This is a genomic window from Bacillus sp. FSL K6-0268, assembly GCF_038005425.1.
Taxonomy (GTDB): Bacteria; Bacillota; Bacilli; order Bacillales; family Bacillaceae_G; genus Bacillus_A; species Bacillus_A thuringiensis_S.
In genome coordinates this window covers 1,618,848-1,645,569 of sequence record NZ_JBBOTF010000001.1, presented here as the reverse complement: position 1 = coordinate 1,645,569, position 26,722 = coordinate 1,618,848, and the positions used below count along the sequence as shown (strand labels likewise).

Below are 26,722 nucleotides of genomic sequence, written 5' to 3'. Positions count from 1 at the left end.
TCATGTAAAATTTCTTGATAGGATAAATTCAAAAGAAGTTTTGTAATAGTGGAGTGACATGAAGTGACTTACAAGAATAGAAAGATAGTGTTAGTCATAATTAGTTGTATGATGATTATGAGTAGTTGTGCTAATAAATTTGTTGAAGATAGAAATCGAAAGCATACATTTGTACAAGCAAGTAAGGTTTTAGTAGAGACTGTAAATAGAATATATAAATTGAAACTTTAATCAACTGATTATTAGCCCTCACCAATCGGGCTTTTAAGGGCAGCCCGCCCTCATTTAACTTCTTTGCTTCCGCTGAATTTTGATGTGGGAGTCTTACTGCCCTTAAATGTGGGATAAAAAGTAAAAGGTGTTTTCTTATACGGAAACATCTTTTTTGTAGTTGAAATTGAATACTGAAGTTTTGTAATGGATGAATACCGGTTCCATATTCACTAATCGCATATGTATTCTGTGCAATTTGCTTAACGGTAAACCAAGAGTCTTGAAGAATATCCATGTTCTAATCCACATCATATAAAATGAATTTCTATAAACACATTCGCTTTTCGTTGTATTAAACCCTTTCGGTAGATGTTTTTATAAAAGTTTATAAAATGGGTAAACGAAATGTTGAAATGTTTGTTTGTGTTATGATAAGATGGTGAAGTGGTAATAAACGTTATAGTGATTTGTTTGGTTTTTGAATAAACATTTTGAAGGAGTGTTTAGTATGAGTGGTATTTCAGAGAAGTTTTGGGATGCGTCAATAGAGGAATTAAAGAAAGGGTATGTGTTTGATGGAGAAAAAGAGGAGTACATTTGCTTAGCTTGTGGTGAAACATTTATTAAAGGTGTTATTTATCAAGATAATCAAGTTTTGTATGAAGCAGAGAAGTTCGTCCGATTGCATATTCAAAATGAGCATACGTCTATGTTTGATTATTTGTTAAATATGGATAAGAAATTTACTGGTTTAACGGATTTACAAAAGAAAATGGTTCAGTTTTTCCATATGGGACTGAATGATAAAGAAATTGTAAAAGAGTTGGATGGCGGAAGTACATCAACAATTCGTAATCATCGATTTACACTGCGAGAGAAAATGAAGCAAGCAAAAGTATTTTTAGCTCTAATGGAATTATCAGAAGAAAAATCAAAAGTACAAACGAAATTTGTACCAATTCATAGAACAGCAACGATGGTGGATGATCGATACAATATTACGGAAGAAGAAAATGATGAAGTATTAAAAGCTCATTTTACAGAAGGATTAGATGGACCTCTTTCTAAATTTCCGAAAAAACAAAAGCGTAAATTAATTATATTACGTCATTTAGTAAAGAAGTTTGATAGTAATAAAAAGTATACTGAAAAAGAAGTAAATACAGTGATAGAAAATGTATACCCTGATTTCGTAACTTTAAGAAGATATTTAATCGAGTATGGATTTTTAGATCGAACAGCCGATGGAAGTCAATATTGGGTGAAGTTATAATCATACGAAAAGAAAGTGAATAGAAGCACAGTATTATAACAACTATACAAAGAGATAGATATTGAAAATTGATTTTTAATAAAAGGAGAAATGAAATTTGAAACCACCTGCAGATAACAATAAAGAAGGTGCGGAGTCACATAAGTTGGAAAGTGAGAGTAAACCGATTTGGAAATCGATGTCGATGTTTTTAGTACCATTATTATTAAGTAATGTACTACAATCAGTTGGACAATTATTTGGTATGGTAGTAGTAGGAAGATGGCTTGGAGTTAATGATTTAGCGGCTATATCAGCATTCTTCCCATTATTTTTCTTGCTCGTTTCATTTGTAATTGGTATCGGTTCAGGAAGCTCTATTTTAATTGGTCAGGCGTTTGGTGCTAAAAACGAAGATCGTTTAAAAGCTATCGTTGGTACGACGCTGACATTTACCTTTATTATTGGAGTTGTGTTGGCGATAATAGGCAGTATTTTTGCGATGGATATTATGCGTCTAATGGGAACGCCAGAAAATATTATTGAAATAAGTGTACATTATGCACGAATTTTATTTATATCGATGCCAGTATTATTTTTATATTTCGCATACACAACATTTATGAGAGGTACAGGAGATTCTAAAACGCCATTTTACTTTTTAATTGTAAGTACAGCGCTAAATATGATCTTATTACCAATTCTTATTTTTGGATGGTTAGGAGCTCCGAAATTAGATGTGTATGGAGCAGCCTATGCCTCTGTTATATCTACAGTTATTACGTTTATTGTCATGCTTTTGTATTTAAAGAAGAAAAATCACCCATTACAACTAGATAGCACGGTTAGAAAATACCTTCGAATGGATGGGGAGTTATTAAAGCTATTGCTAAGGCTCGGTATTCCAGCGAGTATTAATATGATATTAGTTTCATTATCTGAAATTGCTGTAATCGCGTTTGTAAATCGTTACGGTTCGGATGCAACAGCTGCTTACGGAGTTGTGAATCAAGTTGCAAGTTATGTACAAATGCCAGCAGTTAGCCTTGGTATTACAGTTTCTATTTTTGCAGCACAATCAATTGGGGCGAATCAATTTGATCGATTGCAGAAAGTTGTGAAGGTCGGAATTATTATGAACTACGTCATCGGTGGTGTGTTAATAGCTCTTATTTACTTATTCTCAAGAGACATTTTATCACTATTTTTAACGAGTCAAACTACAATTGAAATTGCTCATAGCTTAGTTATGATTACGTTATGGAGTTATTTAATTTTCGGTCATGCACAAATTATTAGTGCGACAATGCGAGCGAGTGGTACAGTACTTTGGCCAACTGTTATTGGAGTTGTTTCAATTTGGCTTGTGGAAGTACCCGTAGCATATTATCTTTCTTACCATACAAGTCTTGGAATAGAAGGGATCTGGATCGGGTATCCAGCAGCATTTATTGTCAGCTTAATACTACAGTATGCATATTATAAGCTTTCATGGCAAAAGAAACGAATTACACGATTAGTTAGTTAAATAGAAAAAATGTCTCTAAGTTATTTGACTTAGGGACATTTTTTTGTAGGTGCAGGTTTACAAATAGCTTTTTAAAGTTATATCAAAATGTTGTCTAATGAGTGTTTTATCACTCATATAAAACTCCCACGCTTTTTCTGGTTCACCGATAATCTCAAAGGATTCCTCTGTAATATATAAAGCGCAATTATCCTCCAGTGCAATTCCTTCTATATTCCCTTGATGATTTTGTAAAAAGGAATGGAAGGCGTTCATTCTATTTAATTGATTATAATGTGGACAAAATCTTTTATTAACAATCCCCCATCCGTTACTCTCTATATAACCAGAACCTTCATAATCTGATCGGATACTAGACGTGAACCAACACATAGCACCAGCGCTATAACCAGCAATAAGTGTTCCTTGTTGCAGAGCCAATAATAATTTTTCATCGAGTCTATGTTCTTTCCATTGCGTAAACATGTGAATATAATTCCCGCCACCTAGATAAATTAAATCGGCTGAATGAATCATCTCGTCTATTTCATACTTAGAAGGTGAATCTGTTGTAGTACGTAAAATTTGTACTTCACAATGTAATTGTTTTTCAAACGTGTCTAAAAATAATTTTATATAGCTTTCATCATCATGACTTGCCGTTGGAATAAACAATACTTTTGGATACTGTTTATTTGTTAATTCTATAAGGCGTTCATTAATAGGCAAGTGATTTGAATCTTGTAAATCACCGCCACCAATGACAGCTAATTTCATAGTAAAGCACCACCTAATCATTTTTGTTATATAAAAATTCGATAGAAGAGAGTTACATTCCTTCTGTAATGTAATCAATAATTAGAAAATGTAGCTTAAGTATATCGGAATAGTAAAGAAAACACTGATTATATATATCAGTGAATTAGAAACCATTCATTGATATATAATATTTCATACTAATGTTTCAAAAAATGGAAAAAATATGTTTAAATAGATATAATGAAGTATTAATTCATATTGAATTTATATTTATATTTTAAAAGGAAATCGGAAATAATAGCGATTTTCCAAAACAGTTTTTACTTTTAATAGGAAGTTGTATTACAATATGGTAAAATTATTTCAATATATTTATTTAATATGAAATACAAAGAAGGAGCGTGAAAAAAGTGGATTTTCGATTTGAATTTACAACGAAGCTGAAAGAATACTTAGACGATGAGAAGGATGAAAAAATAATAAAAGATGGGCACAGAGATGTAATTTTTCACTATTTATATGCGTTAGAGACTGAAATTGGCGTTGTTAAAAATCCTAATTTTACTTTTTTTGCATCAGGAAGACGTTCACATATAGTGTTAGAAAATGTTGAATTTAAAACAGAAGTAAATGTAAAAAGTAATATAATTGAAATTACAAAAATAGTGGATAATGTAGCTATTCCGTTAGATACTATCGTAGCGAAAGATCGGGAATTATTTGCACTTGGGCGTAATGAGAAGTTTAGTGTACAAATATTAGAGCAGTATCTTTTTGATACATTTGGAGATAAGTTAGGCTTATAATTAATGGAATGGCGTACGTATTTATAAGTAGTGAATTTTAGTGTATCTCATTCGTGTTTGACCTTTTATTTAATTTGTACTACAATTCGTAGTGTGAAAGGAGTCATACTATGTTTACTCAAAACTATAAATTAAATGAGCACGGGTTAAATCATTTCTTTGGACCGCTTGAAGCGAAAATTATGGAGATTGTTTGGTCTAACAAAGGTATTACGATTAAAGAAGTGCAGCAGAAATTAAGTGAAGAATCGCCTGTGAATTTTAACACTGTTATGACAGTTATGAACAGGTTAGTAGAGAAGTTACACTTAGAAAAACAGATTGTAAAAAGAAGTGGCATATATCGTGCTGTACAAACAAAAGAAGAATTCTTATCCAAGCAAACGAAGAAAATGACACAGGAATTGATGGGGGAATTTGGAGATTTAGTTGTAAATCATATGTTAGATGAGTTAGAGCAGGCTGATCCGACTTTAATAAAAAAGTTAGAAGACAAATTGAGTCAGTTAAAAAAAGAGGATTAATGAAATGAAATGGCAAATGCGTAAAATCGTATTGTTAGCAGTAATTGTTAGTACCCTCTTTTTCAGTATGTTAGTGTATTACGTTACATATCCATTTCTGTTTCAAAATAAGATGTTCTTTCTTTCAAATTTTTGCTTGTTCCAGTTAGAAAAACATATGAAAGAATTATCGCTGATTCGTATTATAATCGCTGGATTATTATTACTTACTATATTAATCGTGTGCAAAAGAATTTGGCGACAATTTTTCTATAGTAAAAAATTACAAAAAGTACTTATCCCTTTCATCCGAAAAGGAAAACAAATATATATATTGCCGACTACGGAAGTTGCGGCATTTACAATTGGATTATTCCGTCCGAAAGTTGTCATGTCGGAAGGTTTGCTTCAGACGTTTTCAGATGAAGAAATTGATGCAATTATTTTCCATGAAGAATATCATCAAAAGAATTGGGATCCGCTAAAATTATTTTGTTTTACGTTATTAGCAGAAGGAATGATGTACATCCCGATATTAAAAGGGTTGTTACAGCGATATCATACGTATCAGGAGCTAGCTGCTGATAAATATGCGATGCAAAAAATGGAATCTTCATTTGAGTTAGGTAGCGCGTTATTAAAATTAATTAAAATAAAGACAATGGAAAATCGATGTGTTACCGCTTCATTTGCAAAAACAGCAATAAATTTACGAATCGAGCAAGTGTTAAATGAAAAGGTTGTTAAGCTTACTATTCCGTTACATACGAATTCGGTATATGTAACAGTAGGTTTATTCTGTATGTCGGTTGTACTTATTGTCGGAGAGTGCATATAGCCTCTTTTTTTTAAGAATAAACACTACTTATTGTAGTGTTTTAGGGGGAATAAAATGAATGCAGCAGATTTAACAATTTGGCTTGTGGCTGGGGCGGGAGTATTGTCATTTATATCACCGTGCTCTTTACCGTTATATCCATCTTATTTATCTTATATTACAGGTGTGTCTATCCAAGATTTAAAAGAAAATCGTGGGATTATGCAAAAATCAGCGATTATACATACCATATTTTTTATGATCGGATTTTCGGTTATATTTTACGCGTTAGGTTTATCGGTAAGCTGGATTGGAATAACATTTTCATCTAACCAAAAATTGATTCAACAAATTGGTGGGATTTTTATTGTTTTAATGGGGCTATTTATGACGGGCTTGTTTCAGCCTAAGTGGCTTATGGCAGAGAAAAAGGTGCAGTATAGAAGTAAATCGACTGGATATATTCGCTCGATTTTAGTCGGTATGACATATGCAGCGGGTTGGACGCCATGTGTTGGACCGATATTTTCAGCTGTACTCATGCTTGGCGCGACGAATCCTGAAGGGGCACTTCTTTATATTACAGCGTATACTCTTGGGTTTGCGGTTCCATTTTTCGTGATGGCATTCTTTATTGGGAAGGTAAAATGGATTGTTACATATGCGAATGTCATGATGAAAATTGGCGGTGGAATGATGATTGTAACAGGTATTTTATTGTATACAAATCAAATGACGAAAATTACAGCATTCTTTATTCGTCTATTCGGTGGATTTACAGGCTTTTAAAAATGAGGAGGAAGAAAAGTGAAGAAACTAATTGCTATTATACTAGTAGGTGCTCTCGTTTGGGCGGGGGTTAACTTTTATAATTCAAAGAAAGAAGAAAAGGAAAGAAAAGCAAAGCAAGCAGAGTTACAAGAGAAAGAAGTATTACCACAAGTAGGTTTTAAAGCACCTGGCATCACATTAAAAGGATTAGACGGAAAGTTGCAGTCGTTAAATGATGCCAAGGGAAAACCGTATATTATTAATTTTTGGGCATCATGGTGTGGGCCGTGTGAAATGGAGGCACCTGACTTAGTTCATATGTATGATAAATATAAAAAGGATGTTGAAATTTTTGCGGTGAATGCAACTGTTAGTGACCCAGTACAAGAAGCAAGCGCATTTGCTAATCGCTATGGGTTTGAGTTTCCTGTTCTACTAGATATGGACGGAGTAGCTGGACTAGATTATAAAGTATTCTCTTTACCGACGACATTTTTTGTTAATAAAGATGGAATCATAGTAGATCATGTACGAGGTGTATTACCACCAGATCAATTAGAAAAGAAATTTAAGAAATTGATTGAGAATTAAAAGGAGATTTCGTGACGATGGAGTGGATCGTGAGGTTACAACCCATATCTCTTATAATTGGAAGTCTATTTGGATTTATGTTGATGAAACGAAAGATGAGGCATCAAAATGTATCATATGAAAAAATGATGGATGCCGTAACAAATGCTTTTCTTATCATCGTATTTGTATGGAAGTTTGCGCCAGTAATTTTAAATCCTGTATGGGCTTTTGGGGCGCCAGTGCAAGCAATATTAGCTGTTGGGAGTATGCAACATATTGTAGTAGGATGCGTAATTGCGAGTGTATACATTGTTTGGAAAAGTAAAAAGGAGCAATTTTCGCTTCGTATTTTACTTGATGTATTGCCTTTTAGTCTGTGTGTGAGTATTATCTTTTATTTTCTATTACATCATGAAGTAGGCGCACAAACGACACTACCATGGGGAATAAAAATATATGAATCTAAACTTTTATATCACCCTATTTTCGTATATGAGATCATCCTTGCTCTTTGTATAATGGGCTTTTTATGGATGAAAAATGAAAGGCTTGGAAATGGAAAGAATATAAGTGTTTTTCTAATTATTGAGGGGTTTGCTCAAATCATTATTTCGCTTGTTAGTGAACAAAATTCGGTTCTGTTTGGTCTATCAGCACAGCAAATAATGAGCTTTTGTATTATTAGTTTAGGGATTTTGTTAGTGTCGAAAAAATAAAAAATAGCCATGTACAGAGAGTATCTGTGTATGGCTATCTTTTATAAGCATATTTCTTCATCATATGCTAAATCATTATATTGTAGAAATCTAAAAACCCCTTTATTAGGGGTTTTTAGATTTCTATAGGTCTGCATGTGTTTCTTGTTTATCTGTATCCCATTTTGGAAGTTGTTTTGCTTGTTGACTTTCAGTAAAATTATTAAATCCAAAAGCAAGTATGCATGTAAAGGTTAAAATAGCTAAACTAATCTTTTTCATTATCTTAGTGCCTCCTTAGTTAATAATTTTTGTTTTGCTTCGTAAGTTTTGAAAAAATATTTTTGAGATTTCTCTATTTTATTCACTTTATGAAATTCTACTGCTAATAATTCGTAATATTCTTGTGCATAATCGTATAATTCTTTACTGTTAAAATATGTAGTGCCTGCAATGATTGCGTTTTCTAAGTCGTCTAGAATACCAGTGTGTTGTGTTTTTAAGATAGTGAAATGGTGTTTATATTCTTGATTATTTAATTCATTACAAATTTCTAAGCCTTTTTGAACCCAATGGTTTGCAAGTTCTTTTTCATTTAAAATAAAATGTTCTTTGGCTTGTAGAAAATTGGCTTTTAGGTGTTTAGGTAATTTGTTTGTAACTATTGTAAGATGTCTAATAGCAAGGGTTGATAGATTTTGAGAAGAGTAGAGCCAACCTAAGTTATTTCGAACTTTTAAGATTAGTGTATCGTCTTTCAGCTTTTGTAAAATATTGATTGCTGAATTATAGTTCTCTTCGGCTTGTTCGAATTGTTTTAAATAAACAGAACATGAGCCTAAAATGTTTTCGCATAGAGCTATTTTAATTTCATAACGTGGATATTTTGAGAAAATCTCTTTAGCTTGATTTGCATAATTGATTGCTGTAAGTGGTTTGTTTGTATGGTGATTAAATATAGCAAATTTATATTTATATTCAGCTTCTTCTAGTTCGCCTGGTACATGTTTTAAAAGGGATTCAGCTTTTTCGTATTCTTTTTTTGCTTCATCATAATTTCCAATAATGGTAGCATGTTCAGCTTTAAAAAAGTGATAATAATAAGTAATAAAGTCTTCAGTTATTGGATTGTCTAAACGAACAATTTGACTAAAAGTATCATACTTAATGTTTGTCCAATCGGTTAGGACCTTATATTTAAAGTTTAGTAGGGAGTAGTAAAGCGATAGATTTTGATCAGCTTCAATTTTATTAATCTGTTTCTCTATTTTTTCTTTTAATTGTTTCGCTTCAATTAATTGCTCCGCTACCATTACTTGATATAAAATGTTTAATTCGTTGACAATCTGTTCATGCCCTTTTAATAACACACTCATTATATATTCCCCCATCCGATAAAAGTATCCTAATTTAATTATTTCTATAATAACAAAATAGAAGAAGTATAAGAGTGATTTTACCATATTTTTCAACAAAATTCTGAAAAATCAATTAATTTTTACGTATTTCTTATTTTTATGTGAATATTACAAGTGCCTCTGGTAGTGGTGGGATGAATCTGACTCATGATACGTTAGCATCAATGGGAGGGATAGTTTCAGTTGTAAATATGTTTTTAGGAGGATTGTTCGGATTGGGTCCAACTGTTAAGTTTTTAACAAAAATTTCACTTTCTTATTTAATAAAAACAGGATAATCCGCATTTTATAAGAACCATCCTGTTTTTATTTATACATTAAAAAATCGGCGGAGTAACAGAAAATAAAACTATCGCGTTTTTTTCAAAATGATTCACCCATTTATGCTTTAAATAAGCAGGTATCTTTACACTGTCACCAGTTTCTAATACGTATTCTTCCTCGTTTAAATATAATGTGATTTTCCCATCTAAGACAAATGCTAATTCTTCTCCTTTATGTTCTAGCACATTTTCTGATGAAGCTGTATTAGGCGGGACGGTCATAATTGCTGTTGCTAAATTTCCAGTGAAATCAGGTGAAAGCATTTCATATGATAAATTATCGATAATCATTTTCTTTCGTTTATGGGAACGTACAATTAAATCGTCTGTATTTGTATCTTCAAGTAAAAAGCTAAATGTTGGAACATCAAGAGCTTTAGCAAGTACTTTTAATGTTTGAATAGAAGGGTTAGCCGACCCACGCTCAATTTGACTTAACATAGATGGTGTAATATCGGCCATCTTTGCTAGTTCTTTACTAGTTAAACCTTTTTCTTTTCTTTGTTTTTCAATTTTTTTACCAATATCTATATTTTCCATAATGAAAATCTCCTCAAGGATTATTAAATTATATTTAAATAAATTAAATTAAAATTAACTAAAGTGAACAATTTGTGTTAAACTATATTAAAATTAATTTAATTATAATTTATTATATGGTGAGCTACAAGGATATAAGGAGGAAACAAAATGAAAGAAATAGGGGCATTACAAGCAGAATACCCATTAGTGAATAAACTTATTGCAACAAAAGAAGTATTTTGGATAAACCCACACATAGAAAAGTATGAAAGGGCAATAAAAGATTCACCACTTAATGAAGAGAATGTAAAAGATGCGGAAGAGAGATTAAAGCGTTTTGCGCCATATATTGCGAAAGTTTTTCCTGAAACGAAAGGGACTAACGGCATAATCGAATCACCTTTAGTAAAAATACCTTCTATGAAAGAAGCTTTAGAGACAAATTACAAGCAACCTATTTTAGGAGAATTATTATTAAAATGTGATAGTCATCTCCCGATATCAGGATCAATTAAAGCTAGAGGTGGCATTTATGAAGTGTTGAAACATGCTGAGCAACTAGCATTGCAGCACGGAATGTTAACAGAAGAAGATGATTATTCCATTTTAGATAGTGATACATGTAGAGAGTTTTTCTCGAAGTATTCAATTGCGGTAGGTTCTACAGGGAATTTAGGACTTAGCATAGGAATTATGAGTGCGAATCTAGGTTTTAATGTAACTGTTCATATGTCAGCAGACGCAAAAGAATGGAAGAAAAGTTTATTAAGAAGTAAAGGTGTAAACGTTATTGAATATGAAGATGATTATAGCAAAGCAGTAGAAGAAGGAAGACGACAGGCAGATGCGGATCCTAGCTGTTATTTTGTAGACGATGAAAACTCACATGATCTATTTTTAGGATACTCAGTAGCAGCATCACGATTACAAAAGCAATTAGAAGAGTTAGAGGTTGTAGTAGATGAAGATCACCCTTTATTTGTTTACCTTCCGTGCGGAGTAGGAGGAGGACCTGGCGGAGTAGCATTCGGTTTAAAGTTATTGTATAAAGACAACGTTCATTGTTTCTTTGCAGAGCCAACACACTCACCATGTATGTTACTCGGCTTAATGACAGGCCTTCATGACAAAATTGCCGTTCAAGATATCGGAATTGATAATGTAACAGATGCGGATGGACTTGCGGTAGGAAGACCGTCTGGATTTGTCGGGAAAACGATGGAACCATTTTTAAGTGGAAATTATACAGTAAACGATGAAGAGTTATATAGATTGTTAAAAGAACTAGCTGATACGGAGAATATTTATTTAGAGCCTTCTGCACTAGCAGGTATGATAGGGCCAGTGAAAGTGTGTAAAGAAGATGAGTATTTACAAAAGCAACAGTTAACAGAGAAAGTGAAAAAAGGTACTCATATTGTGTGGGGAACGGGTGGAAGCATGGTTCCTAAAGATGTAATGAATGAATATTATAGGAAAGGTTTGGAATTAACGATATAAGAAAAATGAGGCTAGTTGTAGCCTCATTTTTTCATGTACATAAAAATCTTTGTTATTTTCACAATAGTTCTTTATAGTATATATAAAGGATAACTAATATTGAATAAATATAACAAAAAAGCTTTATTTTACATAATAAGAGGATGTGTATACGATGTCATTACAGACTAAATATATAGCGGGTATTTCGCTTGGGGTTATGGGTGTCGGCTTTGCGGCTTCTATCCCTTTTCAAGGAACGGTAGCTGGAGAGATTATACAAGGTGGATTTGAAGCTGGATTGGTTGGGGGACTTGCGGATTGGTTTGCAGTTACTGCTTTATTCCGTCATCCGATGGGTATCCCAATTCCGCATACAGCTTTGTTACCTAAAAACCGTAAACGGGTAACGAAAGGGCTCATTCATACGTTAGAAAATGAATGGCTAACGAAAGAAAGTATTACGAATAAAGTAAAAGAGATGCAGTTAGCACAAATGGTACTGCAAATTGCTGAGAGAGAAATGCAGTCTGATGCTGTGAAAAAGGGGATTGTAACGATTGCAGAGAAAGCAATTGTAACAATAGATACAGAAAAGTTAGCTGTTATTATTGAAAAAGAATTAAAAACATATTTACATACAATTAATACAAGTAATATTTTACAAGTGCTTGTTGATCAATTAGTTGTGCAAGAATATGATGAAAAGACACTTGATTACATATTAGTGAAGGTAAAAGATTGGACAGCGCAAGATGAAGCTCGTTACCAGCTCGGTAGCTTAGGTATGAAGGCGATGGAAAATATAAAAGTAGATGGATTCTTGCAGTTTACTTTGAAATCATTTATGAATATTGTAGATGAAGATAAAATTGGCGGTATTTTGCAGAAGTTTATCATTAGTAATATTAACAGCTTACAAGAGGCTGATAATAGCACAAGACAACTTATATTAGCGAAGATTCGTCAAGAGATTATCAATGTAAAAGAAAATGAAGCTTTATTACAGGAATTAGAAAATTGGAAAGAAAAGTGGATTGCGAATTGGAATGCTACTGACAAAATAAAAGAGATGCTAGAGCAAGTACAACAAAGAGCAGTTGCTTTTGTAAATAATGAAGAATTTGCTAATCAATATGTTATTCCATTTTTACAAAAACAAATGAATAAAATAAAAGAAGATGAACAGACAGTTCAAAAAATAGAAGATTGGTTACAAAAACAAGTTGTGAATCTTATTGAGAAGAACCATTCGAAAATTGGTAAGCTTGTACAAGAAAACCTTGATAAGTTAGACGATAAAACGTTAATCGAAATGATTGAAAATAATGTCGGTAAAGATTTGCAGTGGATCCGAGTGAACGGGGCGGTTTGCGGATTTATGATTGGATTAGTGTTAGAAGGAATTAAAGCGATTATATAAGAAAAACCTTCCGCAATTGCGGAAGGTTTTTCTTATTTTTCAATAACGCTCATATTTAAATTATAAGTTTTCTCAATATTTAACTTGTGCGTGCCATTTCCAGTTTTAATTGAATTTTTATACCAATGTTCTTGGTTGTTTAATTCTGGATGTTCTTCTGAAGAAGTATTTTCTTTTTTTGTTAAATCTTCTACTTGTTCCCAAGGTGTGCTTCCGTGTGTTTCTTTTTGATTCGTTACTGCTGTTAAAGAAACATCACTCTCTTTTGCAAGATGGACAGACACTCTTGAGCTTTCTTGTACAAACCAATTATTTTGTAATTGACCTGGATAAAGAGATAGTTCGTTATTTGAAGCACGGATTTCCACATTTTTATTTTGTGGAAGAACAAGCGTTGGTTTCACTTGTGGTGCTGAACTAAATAACGTATGTTGAACAGGTAATGATTTTAAATTGATATACATCGTTTCTCCAGCCGTTTGAACTGAAAGGAAATCATCTTGTTTTAAATTGAGTTTTTCATTTGCTTTCGTCGTCATTTCATAAGTTCCCAAAAGGTGAATTTGATTTGTATTATTTCCCTCTATCGTTAGAGGCTGATGCCCTGCATCTACTACAATTTTTTTGATAGATTCAGGTATATCAAATTGTCCGTCTGGAATATTACTCGTTTGTCTCGTTGTGTTAATAGAATGACGAAATTCTTCTAGTAATCCAGTTGATAATAAACAGTAAAAAGCAATTCCGACGCTTCCTAAAACGCCGATAAAGAAAATGCTGAAAATATCATATTTAATAAATGATTGTTCCTTCTTAGAAAATACAAGGTATAGTAAAACTTCAGCTCCAAGTATGATAAGTAAAACTGGCCACCATGCAGTTAGTGTATCTAATACTTGAATTCCTTTTACGACTGAAAATAGTAAAAAGCATCCTAACGATATAATAGAAAGCCCCATTGAGAATGTTCCAACACGCCAAGTCCTCATTCGCTTGTCCCACCTTTGTTTTCTTTATTTCCAAGTAACAATTTAAAGCCGCCGCCAATTAAAAGGAGCGCAACGATAGATGTTTGGAAATAGCGATAATATAGTTCACTAAGATGAATATTAAATATAGTTACAAAATAATCATTCAAAATAGGAAGGACTGTTTGATCTAATAAATAATAAACACCGAGTGTAATTAATCCGATACCAATCCATCTTTGATGATTTATAAAATAATCGATAATGGGTTCGTCTTGTACTCGTTCTTTTCCGTATTTTGCTGTTTGCTGTAAAGCATCAAAAAAGCTATAGAACCAAATGATTGGCACTAAAAATAAAAACGCAGAAAGTCTTAATAAGTCGAGTAAATAAATAGATAGTAAAAAGGCTGCCATAAGCTGAAGACCACGGCGTTGTAAGCCTAAATACATATGACCTGCTCCGGGGAACATCGCTAAAATAGAAGCAAATGTTTTATTTTTCTTTCCTTGCTCGCGGTGCTCTTCAAACTCTTCGAAAATAGTACGATCATCTAATTGCTCGCCACGTTCTTTTTTCTGGAGTTGCTGAACAACGTCAAAGAAATTGTAAATCCATAAAACAGGTAATGTAATAAGGAAGATAAGAAAACTTTCTTGCGATGTTAAAAGTGCAACGAAAATGATCATACTTCCGATTCCTGTGCAAGCTACTAAAAATGTAAGTCCGCGTTGCATAAGTCCTAATTGAAAATGGCCAAGTCCAGGGATGATGGATAAGAGAATGATATAAAATCGTTCGCTCTCTTTAGAGGATTCTATGAATTCTCCGGCAGCTTGTTTTTTCGATTGATTAATAATAGTGATAACTAAATCTAATAAATTGATTGCCCATAACACGACTAGTAAAAATAGAGAAAGAAAAGCAATATCACGGGCTCCTAATGCTATTGTACAAAATGCTGCAAAGATAAATAGAAATACAGCCCCTCCGCTATATAAAATAAACCGTCCAAATTTCTTTAAATATAAATGTCCAAGCCCAGGAATTAGCCCTAATACAAGTGCTAAAAAGGGATTTTTATTCATGCTTTGAACCTCCGTCCTTTTTCGATGTGTCTACCGATTTGTTTACAATTTGTTGTGAGATAGAAGACTCGTTATGTTTTGAAGATTTCTCTAAATTTGATGTCGCTGTAAAAATATACTGAAATAAACCACTTACCATAAAAATAATTGTAGCCGCAGTCGCAATTATGTAGTGAATGATCGTGCGCTTTAGTGAGGTTGTTTTTATATTTTCATTAGACTGTAGTGTTTCAAAATTAATTTGCGTCATAACTTCGTTCGTAAATGAATCATCATTTATCATTGGAAGGTTTTCATGTTGTTCATCAATACTTTCCATATAAAGTGCTAAACAATGATCACATTCATAAAGATGTTCTTCCATAGATTCACGTTCATTGCTTTCTATAAAATCTAATGTATAATTGCGCCAATCTTCTTTTGAATAATGCATCATAGAAACTCTTCCTCCTTCCAATGTTTTTTAATCCATTTTCTTGCCCGATACAGTTTCATTTCGACTGTTTTTACTTCAATGTTTTCCTGTAAAGCAATTTCTTGATAGCTTTTTTCTTGTAAGTAATGTGCGAGAACGACGTCACGGTAATTTTCAGGAAGTTCTCTCAGTTTTTGAGCAATGAGTAATTTCTGCTCTTTCGTCAATAATAAAGCCTCAATATTATGAGAGGACTGTATATTTTCCTCATTTTCTTTACATAAGGAGAGTTCTTCACTTTCTCGAGCTTTCTTCCTCTTATAATCAATAGCGTGATTGGTGGCAATACGTGCCATCCACGTTTTTAATCCGCGAAATTGATAATTTGGGAGAGAGGCGTGAATTTTTACGAATACTTCTTGTGTAACATCTTTCGCATCTTCTTCATGTCTTACAATAGAAAAGATAACTTGAAAAATATAATGACGATATGTTTGCACGAGGATACGAAAAGCATGTTCGCTTCCTTGTTGTGCTTTTTCAATTAATTGTTTTTCCTCAATGGGTCTCTCCCTCCTTTTTGACGCATTCTATTATATAGACGTAAAGAATGATAAGTCACCCTACACATTTTGTAAAAAAAGAATAATATATTTTTTGCAGAAGAGCTAGATGAAAAAAGTGTGAAAAAATGGTAAGCAGAAGTATATAATGAGCAAGTAGGAAATGTTATACGGAGAAAGGATGTGAATGTTAGTAGGAGGAAGGTCCATACTAACAAACATGAAAATTAAAATATTAATAGCAGACGATAATTCTTTTATTAGAGAAGGCATGAAAATTATTTTAAATACATATGAAGAGTTCGAAGTGGTAGATACAGTAAATGATGGAGAAGAAGCTGTAGCATATTGTAAAAAGCATGAAGTTGATATTGCTCTTTTGGATGTTCGTATGCCAAATATGAACGGTGTAGAGGCGACGAAGTTTATTTGTGAAGAGACGAAAACAAAACCGCTTATTTTAACGACGTTTGATGATGATGAATATATTTTGGATGCAGTAAAAAACGGAGCGAAAGGGTATTTATTAAAAAATAACGATCCGGAGCGTATTCGTGATGCAATAAAAGGGGTATATAATGGCCAAACTGTTATGCAAGATGTAGTTCTCGATAAAATTAAGTCCAATTTAATGGAAAGTAAAGAGGAAGAATGTAAAATAGATAAAAGTCTTTTTACTGAAAGAGAGCTTAGTATTATCGCATTAATTGCAAAAGGTTTCTCAAATAAAGAAATTTCGAAACAGCTTTTTATATCTGAAGGAACAATCGCAAATTATATTACATCAGTTTTAGGGAAAACGGGACTTGAACATCGCACACAAATTGCGATTTACTACTTAACAGGGAAAGTAGATTAATGATATGGAATTTTGGTTAACTGTAAGTAAATTAATTGTCTTTATATATATTGTGTTCAGTTACATACATTCAAATGTTACGAACTTACCATGGGTTATATTTGCTTTGCTTTTATATCTTTCTGTAAACGTGCTAATCTCTATATTAAAAAAAGATACGTACAAAAAAATATTGATTTGTATTTCAATTAGTGTAGTTATGTTATTAACATGGAGGGTTCATCCGTTTTTTATTTTGTTTTTACCTTTGAATTTATACGAAATTACATTCCATTACATAGACAAGAATTGGTCACGCTTTGTTATTATGATGCTTCCAATTACAATTACAGATGAAAGCATTCGAATGACTTATGGATTAATTGTTGCATTTTCTTTTCTCGTTTTAACTATGGCAGATCGATATATATCACGTGTAGTAAAGCTTGAATCGCAAAATGATAAGATGCGAAAAGATATGCAACGACTTACGAAAAGCTTACATGAAAATAAAGAGTACATAAGACAATCAGAATACACATTTAAGCTAGAAGAGAGAAATCGGTTATCACAAGAAATTCATGATAAAATTGGTCACTCGATGACAGGTGCATTAATTCAAATGGAAGCTGCAAAGAGATTAATGGGGATAGATAAAGAAAAATCTGCGGAGTTATTACAAAATGCAATTCATATTTCAAAAGATGGAATTGAAAGTATTCGCATTACATTAAAAAATATGAAGCCACCAACTGAGCAAATTGGCATTCACCGTATGAAATTATTCATAGAGGAGTTTGCTAGTAAGCATGATGTAAACATTCCTTTCGTATATAAGGGAAACTTAGATATGATTTCTCCCATTCAGTGGAAAATTATTGGTGAAAATGTTACCGAGGCACTAACAAATGCGATGAAATATGCTGATGCGACAGTTATTTCTATAGATATTCATGTACTTAATAAGATGGTTAAGGTGCAAGTGAAGGATAACGGAAAAGGCGCAGCTCTTGTTAAGAAAGGTCTCGGTATTATGGGGATGGAGGAGCGAACGGCGTCTGTAAACGGAAAAATTATTGTAGATGGGACAAGTGGTTTTTCAGTAACGATGTTGTTGCCAATATAAAGAGAATGGTACGAGGATGAACCATCTCATATGAAAAAAGTGAATAATCTCATGTGAAAAGAATGAACTTCTGCACTGAGCAGGTTCATTTTTTTTGTTTATACTAAAAGCAGAGAAACCGAAATAGGGGTGAAATGATGAATACATTAGAAATTAAAAATTTAACGAAAAAATTTGGTGATTTCATCGCGGTAGATAATATGTCTTTATCTATTAAAGAAGGAGAGATATTTGGCTTTTTAGGATCAAATGGTGCTGGTAAAAGTACAACGATAAATATGATTGCTGGGTTGTTAAGAAGTAATGAAGGTGAAATTAGCATATTAGGAAAAAATATAAAAAAACATAATCGATTTGCGAAGATGAATATCGGTATCGTTCCGCAAGATATTGCGATTTATGAAGAGTTAACTGCCTATGAAAATGTGAAATTCTTTGCTGGATTGTACGGTTTAAGAGGAGCAGAGCTAAAAGCAAGAGTAGAGGAAGCGCTTCAGTTTGTGGGGCTTAGTGATAAACATAAAAGTTATCCGAAAAACTTTTCTGGCGGGATGAAACGAAGATTGAATATCGCTTGTGCGATCGCTCATAGACCGAAGATAATTATTATGGATGAGCCGACAGTGGGAATTGATCCACAGTCAAGAAACTATATTCTCCAGTCTGTTCGAAAATTAAATGAAATGGGAAGTACCATTATTTACACGAGCCACTACATGGAAGAAGTAGAAGAGATTTGTACGAAAATAGCAATTGTAGATCACGGTAAAGTAATTGCAGAAGGTACGAAAGAACAGTTAAAAGCGATTATTACTGATACGAAAGATATTTGGGTTGAAGTGAAGTCAGTAGAAAATTTAGATGTAAAAAAGTTAAAAGAGATAAACGGTGTGAAAGCTGTTCAAATTGAAGAGAACGTAATTAAAGTAAACTCGGATGCAGGAGTAAACAATTTAAATAAAATTATTCAGCACTTCATTAATCATGATATTGAAATTCGTTCGGTAGAGGAGCAGGCCCCGAACTTAGAAACAGTATTCCTTACGTTGACTGGAAGAAACTTACGAGATAAATAAAAGGTAAATGAAGAAAAGGTAAAGGGAGGTTCATCAATTGAACATCTTCAATATTGCAGTTATGCATATTAAAAGAGATTTCAGAGACGTAAGAACTTTAGTTTTTATGTTAGCATTTCCGGTTGTACTTATGCTTGTGTTAGGAACAGCGTTAACGAATGCATTTGATAGCGATAGTCAAGCGATTAAAGATATACAAGTGCTCTACAAAGATGAAGCGAGTAGCACATTTTCTCAATCGTTCGAAGCATTTACGAAAGAAGTCGATAAATCGGGTATTCATTTTAAAAAAGCTTCCGAAGGTATAGATGGGAAAGAAGAAGTGAAGCAAAATAAATATGCTGCTTATGTAGAGTTAAATAAAGATGGTGCAAAATTTTATGGAAGTGACAAAAGTAGTGTTGAGGGAAGTATTGTGAAAGGCATGCTTACAACATTTGTTGATAAGTACAATGTAGCGGCCGAAGTTGCAAAAGTAGATCCTAGTAAGGTGAGCACAGTTTTTTCAAGCGGAAATCATAATGATTATATAAAAGAAACATCTTTACAAGCTGCGAAAAAACCAGGTTCTATGGATTACTACGCGGTTGTAATGACAACGATGATTGCACTATATGCTGCGATGGGAGCGAGTTCTTTAATTCGAGGAGAACGAATACGTAAAACAGGAGATCGTCTCATTGCTGCACCTATAAGTAAGGCTGAAATATTCATTGGAAAAGTACTTGGTAGCCTAGTAGCAAATGCTCTGTGCATATTACTCGTCATGTTATTTAGTAAATTTGTTTTTCAAGCGAATTGGGGCGACCATCTTGGAATCATATTTCTTATTTTATTAACACAAATTTTTCTAGCAATTAGCTTCGGTTTAGGAATTGGATATATTACAAAAACACCGGAATCATCTAGAGCAATTATTATGGTTATTGTGCAATTATCCTCTATTTTTGGTGGTGCATATTTCGTAATAGAAGAAAATTTCGTTACGAATTTATCACCATTAACGTGGGCAAACACAGCTGTTATGAAAATTATTTATGCAAATGATGTAGGAGCAGCACTACCGGTAATATGTTTAAACCTTGGCATTTCAGCACTCTTTTTATTAATTGCAATTATTGCATTACGTAGACGGGAGGGGCTATAGTATGAAAGATATTTTATGGCTCATACAAAAAACGTTATCTGTACTTTTGAAAAATAAAAAAGGGTTATTCATTATTATTAGTTTGCCGATAATTGGAACACTAATCTCCTTCTCGATGTATGGGAATATGGGGCAAGGGACGTTAAATATCGGGGTTATTAATAAAGAAAATCAATCTATAGCAAATGATACGGTGAAATTTTTAGAAGGATTAAATCATGTAAAGGTAAGTAAAATTAAAGAATCTGAAGTAGAAGATAAACTCACTTCCAAAAAACTTGATGGAGTTATTACATTAGATTCTGGTTTTTCAAAAAGTGTTCGAGAAGGGAAACCAAATCATATTGAAATTTCATCGATTAAAGGTGATCAAGTAACAGGATTTATAAAATCATATTTATACAATTATATTGATAATGTAGCAGCTATTAGTAAAGTAGCAGGAACAGATCAAAGTGCATTTGATACTATGTACGCAGGATATCAAAAAGGTTCATTTAAAATGAAAACTGAGACGCTAGAAGATACTTCGAAAAATAAAGATATGACAAACCAAACGATGGGTTACCTTATTATGTTTATGCTATTTTCAGCAGCGAACTTATCAGGTTATATTTTAAAAGAAAAGGAAAATAGAACGTATTTTAGACTCTTATCAACGCCGATAGATGGGAAGAAATTCATATTATCTAATGTCGGGGTAAATATGCTGCTATTAACAGTACAAATTCTGATTACAATCTTATTCCTAACGAATATTTTTCATATAAATATCAATATGCCTTTCATAGTGATGATTGGTGTACTCATGCTATTTGCTTTAATAGCGATTGGAATATCGTTAGTCCTTGTCGCTTTTTCGAAAAACTCAGCATCAGCAAATGCACTGCAAAATATGATTATTGTACCAACATGTTTACTGGCTGGATGTTATTTTCCTTATGACATTATGCCAAAAGCGGTACAAAAAGTAGCTGATTTTCTTCCGCAGAGATGGCTATTAGACACAGTATCAAAACTACAACAAGGAATTCCAATTTCAGATTTGTATTTAAATATTTTAATCTTATTTGCCTTTGCAGTAGCATTCTTCTTAATTGCTATTTATAAGTTTGGAAGAAATAATGATGCGAGAAACTTTGTTTAATATGAAAAGGGTGTGACGTTAAGTCGCATCCTTTTTTGTATGAAGCATGAAATCTAAATTTGAATGACAAAATAGAAAGGTGGAAAGAAAATGAGCGGAAGGAAATCAAAATGATTAAAAAAATATTGCGAGTTACTTCTATTGTAATTACTATTTTCGTTTTTGTTTTAATTTGGATGCATATTGACGTTACGCTCGGAAGAAAAATGGAAGTCGGGAAAAATATGCCGACAGAGTACGCTCCTCATTATAGTGATTTTCAATTATATGTAGAAGGAAAGTCATTTTATAAACAGTTATTTACTGATATAAGAGAGGCGAAGCAATCTATTTACACGTACTTTTTCATTTTGTCGGATGATAAAAGTAGCCATACTTTTTTAAACTTATTAAAAGAGAAGGCGAGAGAAGGAGTAAACGTATATTTATCTGTCGATTTACTTAACGATTTATCATTTGAAAGAAAGGTGAAAAAAGAATTACAGGAAAGTGGCGTGCATTTTACATATAGTAGAAAACAGGAATTACCATTCGGGTTTTATTCCCTACATCATCGTAATCATCGCCGTATTACGACGATTGATGGAGAAATTGGCTATACAGGCGGATTTAATATAGGAGATGAGTACTTGGGGAAAGATAAGCGATTTGGATATTGGCGTGATTATCATGTACGGCTTAAAGGAGAAGGAGCAAAAGATTTAGAGGAGCAATTCGCTTTAGATTGGAAGCGAGATACGAAAGAAGAGATAAAGAGAAGTACGAATAAGGCTAGCAAAGGGAATACATTACATACTATGACTAGTTACAATGGCCATTACGTTGCTGAGAAATATATAGAGCTCATAAAACAAGCTCAGCACTCAATTGTAATTGCAACGCCGTATTTTATAGCGAAAAATAAAGAATCTATGAATGCTTTAATCGCGGCGCAAAAGCGTGGTGTTACAGTAAAAATACTTTGGTCATATAAACCAGATCTACCTCTTATAAAAGAAGCGGCGTATCCATACATACGTCAGGCTGTTAATAACGGGATTACTGTATATGGGTATAAAAAAGGAATGTTTCATGGAAAGTTAATGCTGATTGATAATGAGTTAACTGTTATAGGTACAACAAACTTTACTTCGCGTAGCTTCAATATAAATGATGAAATGAATTTTTATATTTATGGTGGTCCTATTGTAGAACAAGTTAATAAGGCGTTAACAGAGGATTTTCATGATTCGAAAGAAATGACGAAAGAGTTTTTTGAAAAGTTATCTTTTTGGGAGCGTTGTAAGGAGAAAGTAGCGGGATTGGTTGACTTCTATTTGTGATGATGAATTAGGAAAGGGTGCCTACAAAAGACACCCTTTTTTGGTGGGAAATCATTATTTTTCATGCACCAGCAATGAAGCATCATCATTAATCAACGTCCCTACATGCTCCCCTAAACAAATTCGTTTCATCACTCCAGGCTCATCAAAGTTAAAGACATGTGCTGGTAAATTGTAGTCTCGGGCAAGCAGTAATGCTGCTTGATCCATGACTTGTATATTTTGTCTAACAACATCATTATAGTTTAGTTTGCTGTACATTTTTGCTGATTTGTTATGCTTTGGATCACTTGTAAAAACGCCGTCGACACCTTGTTTTGCGACTAATATGGCATCACTATTCATTTCAATAGCTCTTTGTACGCTTGGATAATCTGTCGTCACGAACGGTTGCCCGTTTCCGCCTCCAAAGATAACGATATAACCGTTATCTAAATGGTGGACTGCACGCAAACGAATGTATGGTTCAGCTACTGCATTAAATGGAATGGAAGTCATAACGCGCACTTCTCTATTTGTTTTACTTGTTAAAACACCGCGAAGCATTAAGCTGTTAATAATTGTACCTAACGTACCGATATTATCAGCTTCTACGCGATCAATTCCCCATTCTTCAGCTAGATGACCTCTAAAAATGTTACCGCCACCGATGACGATGGATACTTCGATACCTAAATCAACAATGGATAAAATTTCGTTTGCGATATGTTCTAATCGTTTGGAGTTAAAGCTATTTCCAGTTTGATCGGCAAGTGCACCGCCGCTTAATTTAATTAAGACACGTTTATATGGTCTCATAACTATTCCCCCCTATATAGATCGCAATAAAAAAGGAACAAAGGCGAATGCCTTTGTTCCTTTTTAAGAAAATGAAAAAGAAAAGAAGAAGATAGGACGAATTTCTTTGTATAGTTTCTCATAACATCCACTCCTTTTCATTTCGATTTTTTTTAAGTATATATCTTTTTGATTATACGAAACAATCTGATTACTTATCAAGTTTATTTTATCGTTTTTTAACAAAATGGTGTCAATGAAAAAAAGAATAAAAATATTTGAATTTTTTGTGACGAACTTGTAGGTTTTTGTATGATTTTGTAGGTTCGCTTATAAGATGTGTAAGTAGCTTTTATAAATTCAAATTGAAAGCGTTCGCATGAAGGGGATGAACATAAATGAAAAAATTCGGATTGGCAACACAAATTTTTGTAGCGCTTGTTTTAGGGATTGTAGTAGGGGCAGTCTTTTATGGCAATAAAACGGCGATTTCTTATATCACACCAATTGGAGATATATTTATTCACTTAATTAAGATGATTGTAGTACCAATTGTTATTTCAGCATTAATTGTTGCAGTAGCTGGTGTAGGAGATATGAAAAAGCTTGGGAAACTGGGCGGTAAGACAATTCTTTATTTCGAAATTATTACGACAATTGCTATTTTAATGGGATTACTTGCAGCGAATATATTCCAACCAGGTACTGGTGTTGATATGAGTAATTTACAGCAAAGTGATATTTCTTCTTATAAACAAACTGCAGATGCAACCGAGAAGAAAGGTTTTGCTGAGACAATTGTTCACATTGTACCGAAAAACGTATTTGAATCGATTGCACAAGGTGACCTATTACCGATTATATTCTTCTCAGTATTATTCGGCTTAGGAGTTGCGGCAATTGGGGAAAAAGGAAAGCCTGTCTTTAACTTTTTTGAAGGCGTACTCGAAGCCATGTTTTGGGTTACAAATCAAGTGATGAAATTTGCACCATTTGGTGTATTCGCATTAATTGCCGTTACGGTTGCAAAATTTGGTGTAGCGACATTACTTCCGCTAGGAAAACTAGTGCTAGCTGTATACGTAACTGTTATACTATTCGTTGTGATTGTATTAGGTATTAATGCACGAATGGTTGGCGTAAACATTTTTACATTAATGAAAATTTTAAAAGAAGAACTGATTCTTTCGTTTACGACAGCAAGTTCAGAAGCTGTTTTACCTAATATAATGAGAAAAATGGAAGAGTTCGGTTGTCCAAAGGCAGTTGCCTCTTTCGTAATTCCGACAGGTTATACATTTAACTTGACTGGATCGGCTATTTATCAAGCGTTAGCGGCATTGTTTGTTGCACAAATGTACGGTGTGCACATGTCATTAACGGAGCAAATAACGTTATTATTCGTTCTCATGTTAACATCCAAAGGTATGGCGGGAGTTCCAGGTGCATCGTTCGTTGTTGTATTAGCAACGTTAGGTTCAATGGGGTTACCACTAGAAGGTATCGCGTTAATTGCGGGAATTGACCGCATTTTAGATATGATTCGCTCATCTGTCAATGTATTAGGAAATGCATTAGCGGCCATTGTTATGTCGAAGTGGGAAGGCGAATTCGATAATGAGAAAGCAAAACAATATGTAGAAACAGTCAAAGAAACAAAAGCAGCATAAGAAATCGTTAAGGAGTGAATAATCATGGCAACATTAACTGAAGTTAAAAATGGTGTTCGAATTGAAAAAGATTTTTTAGGTGAAAAAGAAGTGCCAAACTATGCATACTACGGCGTACAAACAATGCGTGCAGTAGAAAACTTCCCAATTACAGGATACAAAATCCATGAAGGCTTAATTAAAGCATTCGCAATTGTAAAAAAGGCTGCAGCGCTTGCTAATACAGATGTAGGAAGATTGGAATTGAACAAGGGCGGCGCGATCGCAGAAGCCGCTCAAGAAATTCTTGATGGAAAATGGCATGATCATTTCATCGTAGATCCAATCCAAGGCGGAGCAGGTACTTCAATGAATATGAATGCAAATGAAGTCATGGCCAATCGTGCTCTTGAATTATTAGGAATGGAAAAGGGAGACTATCATTATATTAGTCCAAATAGTCATGTAAACATGGCGCAATCAACAAACGATGCATTCCCAACGGCGATTCATATTGCAACATTAAATGCATTAGAAGGCTTATTACAAACGATGGGTTATATGCACGATGTATTTGAATTAAAAGCAGAGCAGTTCAATCATGTTATTAAAATGGGGCGTACACATTTACAAGACGCTGTGCCAATTCGTCTTGGACAAGAATTTAAAGCGTATTCTCGCGTACTTGAACGTGATATGAAACGTATCAAGCAATCACGTCAACATCTATATGAAGTAAATATGGGAGCAACTGCAGTTGGTACAGGCTTAAATGCAGATCCAGAATATATTGAAGCAGTTGTAAAACATTTAGCTACAATTAGTGAACTGCCACTTGTTGGTGCAGAAGACTTAGTAGATGCAACGCAAAATACGGATGCATACACAGAAGTATCAGCAGCACTGAAAGTATGTATGATGAATATGTCTAAAATTGCGAATGACCTTCGCTTAATGGCATCAGGTCCACGTGTTGGCTTAGCGGAAATTATGTTGCCTGCTCGTCAACCAGGTTCATCTATTATGCCAGGGAAAGTAAACCCTGTTATGCCAGAAGTAATTAATCAAATTGCGTTCCAAGTAATTGGTAACGACCATACAATTTGCCTTGCTTCAGAAGCAGGACAGTTAGAATTAAACGTTATGGAACCAGTACTTGTTTTCAACTTACTTCAATCTATTAGCATTATGAATAACGGTTTCCGTGCCTTTACAGATAATTGCTTAAAAGGAATTGAAGCGAATGAAGATCGCTTAAAAGAGTATGTTGAGAAGAGTGTAGGAATTATTACAGCCGTGAACCCTCATATCGGTTATGAAGCAGCAGCTCGCGTTGCGAAAGAAGCAATTGCAACAGGTCAATCCGTTCGAGAACTTTGTGTGAAAAACGGTGTACTGTCACAAGAAGACTTAGAGTTAATTCTAGATCCATTCGAAATGACGCACCCAGGGATTGCAGGAGCAACTCTTTTAAAGAAAAATTAAAAGAAGAGGGGGGACAATCCCCTCTTTTTTGTTTACAATATAGAAATGCTATATATGAAT

General features: G+C 33.5%; 29 protein-coding genes. 19 read left to right on the top strand and 10 right to left on the bottom strand.

Going from position 1 to position 26,722, the window contains the following annotated elements; genetic code table 11:
- Positions 1-130 precede the first annotated feature (130 nt).
- A complete protein-coding gene (locus tag MHI28_RS08220; RefSeq protein ID WP_002162860.1) occupies positions 131-508 on the bottom strand; it encodes a hypothetical protein in 378 nt (125 codons plus the stop codon).
- Between the two features lie 213 nt (positions 509-721).
- Here MHI28_RS08220 and MHI28_RS08215 point away from each other — a divergent pair, with 213 nt between their 5' ends.
- Positions 722-1,486 carry a DUF2087 domain-containing protein gene (locus MHI28_RS08215; RefSeq protein WP_000014491.1) on the top strand — a complete coding sequence of 255 codons (765 nt, stop codon included), beginning with the start codon at positions 722-724 and terminating at the stop codon, positions 1,484-1,486.
- Between the two features lie 97 nt (positions 1,487-1,583).
- Positions 1,584-2,993 (top strand): MATE family efflux transporter, encoded by a 1,410-nt coding sequence (locus MHI28_RS08210; protein ID WP_000804121.1) that lies wholly within the window; start codon positions 1,584-1,586, stop codon positions 2,991-2,993.
- A gap of 57 nt (positions 2,994-3,050) precedes the next feature.
- Here the strand turns inward: MHI28_RS08210 and MHI28_RS08205 are convergent, their stop codons facing one another.
- Positions 3,051-3,749: a peptidase E gene (locus tag MHI28_RS08205; RefSeq protein WP_000762125.1), complete on the bottom strand. Its 699-nt coding sequence runs from the start codon at positions 3,747-3,749 to the stop codon at positions 3,051-3,053.
- Between the two features lie 392 nt (positions 3,750-4,141).
- Between MHI28_RS08205 and MHI28_RS08200 the strand changes: the two genes are divergently transcribed.
- From MHI28_RS08200 to MHI28_RS08175, 6 genes are all read left to right on the top strand, one after another.
- Complete coding sequence (locus MHI28_RS08200; RefSeq protein ID WP_000347524.1) at positions 4,142-4,537, top strand: DUF3942 family protein; 396 nt, start codon at positions 4,142-4,144, stop codon at positions 4,535-4,537.
- A 110-nt stretch (positions 4,538-4,647) separates the two neighbouring features.
- Complete coding sequence (locus MHI28_RS08195; protein WP_000495050.1) at positions 4,648-5,061, top strand: BlaI/MecI/CopY family transcriptional regulator; 414 nt, start codon at positions 4,648-4,650, stop codon at positions 5,059-5,061.
- A 4-nt stretch (positions 5,062-5,065) separates the two neighbouring features.
- A complete protein-coding gene (locus MHI28_RS08190) occupies positions 5,066-5,878 on the top strand; it encodes a M56 family metallopeptidase (RefSeq protein WP_000871954.1) in 813 nt (270 codons plus the stop codon).
- Between the two features lie 54 nt (positions 5,879-5,932).
- Positions 5,933-6,646 carry a cytochrome c-type biogenesis protein CcdA gene (gene ccdA / locus MHI28_RS08185; protein ID WP_000990435.1) on the top strand — a complete coding sequence of 238 codons (714 nt, stop codon included), beginning with the start codon at positions 5,933-5,935 and terminating at the stop codon, positions 6,644-6,646.
- An 18-nt stretch (positions 6,647-6,664) separates the two neighbouring features.
- A complete protein-coding gene (locus MHI28_RS08180; protein WP_000733184.1) occupies positions 6,665-7,219 on the top strand; it encodes a TlpA family protein disulfide reductase in 555 nt (184 codons plus the stop codon).
- A gap of 17 nt (positions 7,220-7,236) precedes the next feature.
- A complete protein-coding gene (locus MHI28_RS08175) occupies positions 7,237-7,917 on the top strand; it encodes a prolipoprotein diacylglyceryl transferase family protein (RefSeq protein WP_000454851.1) in 681 nt (226 codons plus the stop codon).
- Positions 7,918-8,040: 123 nt separating this feature from the next.
- Here MHI28_RS08175 and MHI28_RS08170 read toward each other — a convergent pair whose 3' ends face one another.
- Together MHI28_RS08170 and MHI28_RS08165 are read right to left on the bottom strand one after the other, a co-directional pair.
- Positions 8,041-8,178, bottom strand: a complete 138-nt coding sequence (locus MHI28_RS08170; RefSeq protein ID WP_000724012.1) for a hypothetical protein — start codon at positions 8,176-8,178, stop codon at positions 8,041-8,043.
- Positions 8,178-9,272 (bottom strand): response regulator aspartate phosphatase, encoded by a 1,095-nt coding sequence (locus tag MHI28_RS08165; RefSeq protein ID WP_000114844.1) that lies wholly within the window; start codon positions 9,270-9,272, stop codon positions 8,178-8,180. Before MHI28_RS08165 ends, MHI28_RS08170 begins: the two co-directional genes overlap by 1 nt.
- 143 nt (positions 9,273-9,415) lie before the next feature.
- Here MHI28_RS08165 and MHI28_RS08160 point away from each other — a divergent pair, with 143 nt between their 5' ends.
- Positions 9,416-9,592, top strand: coding sequence for a hypothetical protein (locus MHI28_RS08160; protein ID WP_003309331.1), 177 nt, complete (start codon positions 9,416-9,418; stop codon positions 9,590-9,592).
- Between the two features lie 39 nt (positions 9,593-9,631).
- Here MHI28_RS08160 and MHI28_RS08155 read toward each other — a convergent pair whose 3' ends face one another.
- A complete protein-coding gene (locus MHI28_RS08155; protein WP_000427637.1) occupies positions 9,632-10,177 on the bottom strand; it encodes a helix-turn-helix domain-containing protein in 546 nt (181 codons plus the stop codon).
- 150 nt (positions 10,178-10,327) lie between these two features.
- Between MHI28_RS08155 and MHI28_RS08150 the strand changes: the two genes are divergently transcribed.
- Both MHI28_RS08150 and MHI28_RS08145 read left to right on the top strand, forming a co-directional pair.
- The gene (locus MHI28_RS08150) at positions 10,328-11,659 is read left to right on the top strand and encodes a D-serine ammonia-lyase (RefSeq protein WP_000658546.1); all 1,332 of its coding nucleotides are present in this window, start codon (positions 10,328-10,330) and stop codon (positions 11,657-11,659) included.
- A 154-nt stretch (positions 11,660-11,813) separates the two neighbouring features.
- Entirely contained in the window at positions 11,814-13,061 is a 1,248-nt protein-coding gene (locus tag MHI28_RS08145) for a DUF445 domain-containing protein (protein WP_000058309.1), read from the top strand.
- A 32-nt stretch (positions 13,062-13,093) separates the two neighbouring features.
- Here the strand turns inward: MHI28_RS08145 and exsE are convergent, their stop codons facing one another.
- From exsE to MHI28_RS08125, 4 genes are read right to left on the bottom strand one after another with little or no spacing between them, the layout of a single operon-like run.
- Complete coding sequence (exsE, locus tag MHI28_RS08140) at positions 13,094-14,050, bottom strand: exosporium protein ExsE (protein WP_001261433.1); 957 nt, start codon at positions 14,048-14,050, stop codon at positions 13,094-13,096.
- Positions 14,047-15,117 (bottom strand): hypothetical protein, encoded by a 1,071-nt coding sequence (locus MHI28_RS08135; protein WP_001039098.1) that lies wholly within the window; start codon positions 15,115-15,117, stop codon positions 14,047-14,049. The genes exsE and MHI28_RS08135 overlap by 4 nt, the downstream gene beginning before the upstream one ends.
- Positions 15,110-15,553 (bottom strand): hypothetical protein, encoded by a 444-nt coding sequence (locus MHI28_RS08130; RefSeq protein ID WP_000972351.1) that lies wholly within the window; start codon positions 15,551-15,553, stop codon positions 15,110-15,112. The genes MHI28_RS08135 and MHI28_RS08130 overlap by 8 nt, the downstream gene beginning before the upstream one ends.
- Complete coding sequence (locus MHI28_RS08125) at positions 15,550-16,032, bottom strand: RNA polymerase sigma factor (protein WP_001195483.1); 483 nt, start codon at positions 16,030-16,032, stop codon at positions 15,550-15,552. Before MHI28_RS08125 ends, MHI28_RS08130 begins: the two co-directional genes overlap by 4 nt.
- Before the next feature lie 283 nt (positions 16,033-16,315).
- Here MHI28_RS08125 and MHI28_RS08120 point away from each other — a divergent pair, with 283 nt between their 5' ends.
- The 6 genes from MHI28_RS08120 to MHI28_RS08095 all read left to right on the top strand — a co-directional run bounded on the left by MHI28_RS08120 (position 16,316) and on the right by MHI28_RS08095 (position 22,751).
- Positions 16,316-16,954 carry a response regulator transcription factor gene (locus MHI28_RS08120; protein ID WP_000694093.1) on the top strand — a complete coding sequence of 213 codons (639 nt, stop codon included), beginning with the start codon at positions 16,316-16,318 and terminating at the stop codon, positions 16,952-16,954.
- A 4-nt stretch (positions 16,955-16,958) separates the two neighbouring features.
- The gene (locus tag MHI28_RS08115; protein ID WP_000397660.1) at positions 16,959-18,059 is read left to right on the top strand and encodes a sensor histidine kinase; all 1,101 of its coding nucleotides are present in this window, start codon (positions 16,959-16,961) and stop codon (positions 18,057-18,059) included.
- A gap of 137 nt (positions 18,060-18,196) precedes the next feature.
- Entirely contained in the window at positions 18,197-19,135 is a 939-nt protein-coding gene (locus MHI28_RS08110) for an ABC transporter ATP-binding protein (RefSeq protein WP_001093808.1), read from the top strand.
- 37 nt (positions 19,136-19,172) lie between these two features.
- On the top strand, positions 19,173-20,282 hold the full coding sequence (locus MHI28_RS08105; protein ID WP_001020190.1) for an ABC transporter permease: 1,110 nt from the start codon (positions 19,173-19,175) through the stop codon (positions 20,280-20,282).
- Position 20,283: 1 nt separating this feature from the next.
- Positions 20,284-21,429, top strand: coding sequence for an ABC transporter permease (locus MHI28_RS08100; RefSeq protein ID WP_000651861.1), 1,146 nt, complete (start codon positions 20,284-20,286; stop codon positions 21,427-21,429).
- A 110-nt stretch (positions 21,430-21,539) separates the two neighbouring features.
- Entirely contained in the window at positions 21,540-22,751 is a 1,212-nt protein-coding gene (locus MHI28_RS08095; RefSeq protein WP_000591944.1) for a phospholipase D-like domain-containing protein, read from the top strand.
- 54 nt (positions 22,752-22,805) lie between these two features.
- Here the strand turns inward: MHI28_RS08095 and pyrH are convergent, their stop codons facing one another.
- Positions 22,806-23,549 (bottom strand): UMP kinase, encoded by a 744-nt coding sequence (gene pyrH, locus MHI28_RS08090; protein WP_001248060.1) that lies wholly within the window; start codon positions 23,547-23,549, stop codon positions 22,806-22,808.
- A gap of 377 nt (positions 23,550-23,926) precedes the next feature.
- Between pyrH and MHI28_RS08085 the strand changes: the two genes are divergently transcribed.
- Together MHI28_RS08085 and aspA are read left to right on the top strand one after the other, a co-directional pair.
- Positions 23,927-25,198, top strand: a complete 1,272-nt coding sequence (locus MHI28_RS08085; RefSeq protein ID WP_000713293.1) for a cation:dicarboxylate symporter family transporter — start codon at positions 23,927-23,929, stop codon at positions 25,196-25,198.
- Between the two features lie 24 nt (positions 25,199-25,222).
- Positions 25,223-26,662, top strand: a complete 1,440-nt coding sequence (aspA, locus tag MHI28_RS08080; protein ID WP_000224185.1) for an aspartate ammonia-lyase — start codon at positions 25,223-25,225, stop codon at positions 26,660-26,662.
- The last annotated feature ends 60 nt before the right edge of the window (positions 26,663-26,722 follow it).

Bases quoted from the DNA above. Each gene is read 5' to 3' on its own strand.
- aspA (WP_000224185.1), top strand. From the start codon at position 25,223: ATGGCAACATTAACTGAAGTTAAAAATGGTGTTCGAATTGAAAAAGAT.
- exsE (WP_001261433.1), bottom strand. From the start codon at position 14,050: ATGAGGACTTGGCGTGTTGGAACATTCTCAATGGGGCTTTCTATTATA.
- MHI28_RS08135 (WP_001039098.1), bottom strand. From the start codon at position 15,117: ATGAATAAAAATCCCTTTTTAGCACTTGTATTAGGGCTAATTCCTGGG.
- MHI28_RS08165 (WP_000114844.1), bottom strand. From the start codon at position 9,272: ATGAGTGTGTTATTAAAAGGGCATGAACAGATTGTCAACGAATTAAAC.
- MHI28_RS08115 (WP_000397660.1), top strand. From the start codon at position 16,959: ATGGAATTTTGGTTAACTGTAAGTAAATTAATTGTCTTTATATATATT.
- MHI28_RS08100 (WP_000651861.1), top strand. From the start codon at position 20,284: ATGAAAGATATTTTATGGCTCATACAAAAAACGTTATCTGTACTTTTG.
- MHI28_RS08110 (WP_001093808.1), top strand. From the start codon at position 18,197: ATGAATACATTAGAAATTAAAAATTTAACGAAAAAATTTGGTGATTTC.
- MHI28_RS08130 (WP_000972351.1), bottom strand. From the start codon at position 15,553: ATGATGCATTATTCAAAAGAAGATTGGCGCAATTATACATTAGATTTT.
- MHI28_RS08170 (WP_000724012.1), bottom strand. From the start codon at position 8,178: ATGAAAAAGATTAGTTTAGCTATTTTAACCTTTACATGCATACTTGCT.
- MHI28_RS08150 (WP_000658546.1), top strand. From the start codon at position 10,328: ATGAAAGAAATAGGGGCATTACAAGCAGAATACCCATTAGTGAATAAA.
- MHI28_RS08095 (WP_000591944.1), top strand. From the start codon at position 21,540: ATGATTAAAAAAATATTGCGAGTTACTTCTATTGTAATTACTATTTTC.
- MHI28_RS08175 (WP_000454851.1), top strand. From the start codon at position 7,237: ATGGAGTGGATCGTGAGGTTACAACCCATATCTCTTATAATTGGAAGT.
- ccdA (WP_000990435.1), top strand. From the start codon at position 5,933: ATGAATGCAGCAGATTTAACAATTTGGCTTGTGGCTGGGGCGGGAGTA.
- MHI28_RS08220 (WP_002162860.1), bottom strand. From the start codon at position 508: ATGGATATTCTTCAAGACTCTTGGTTTACCGTTAAGCAAATTGCACAG.
- MHI28_RS08215 (WP_000014491.1), top strand. From the start codon at position 722: ATGAGTGGTATTTCAGAGAAGTTTTGGGATGCGTCAATAGAGGAATTA.
- pyrH (WP_001248060.1), bottom strand. From the start codon at position 23,549: ATGAGACCATATAAACGTGTCTTAATTAAATTAAGCGGCGGTGCACTT.
- MHI28_RS08120 (WP_000694093.1), top strand. From the start codon at position 16,316: ATGAAAATTAAAATATTAATAGCAGACGATAATTCTTTTATTAGAGAA.
- MHI28_RS08155 (WP_000427637.1), bottom strand. From the start codon at position 10,177: ATGGAAAATATAGATATTGGTAAAAAAATTGAAAAACAAAGAAAAGAA.
- MHI28_RS08145 (WP_000058309.1), top strand. From the start codon at position 11,814: ATGTCATTACAGACTAAATATATAGCGGGTATTTCGCTTGGGGTTATG.
- MHI28_RS08195 (WP_000495050.1), top strand. From the start codon at position 4,648: ATGTTTACTCAAAACTATAAATTAAATGAGCACGGGTTAAATCATTTC.
- MHI28_RS08205 (WP_000762125.1), bottom strand. From the start codon at position 3,749: ATGAAATTAGCTGTCATTGGTGGCGGTGATTTACAAGATTCAAATCAC.
- MHI28_RS08085 (WP_000713293.1), top strand. From the start codon at position 23,927: ATGAAAAAATTCGGATTGGCAACACAAATTTTTGTAGCGCTTGTTTTA.
- MHI28_RS08190 (WP_000871954.1), top strand. From the start codon at position 5,066: ATGAAATGGCAAATGCGTAAAATCGTATTGTTAGCAGTAATTGTTAGT.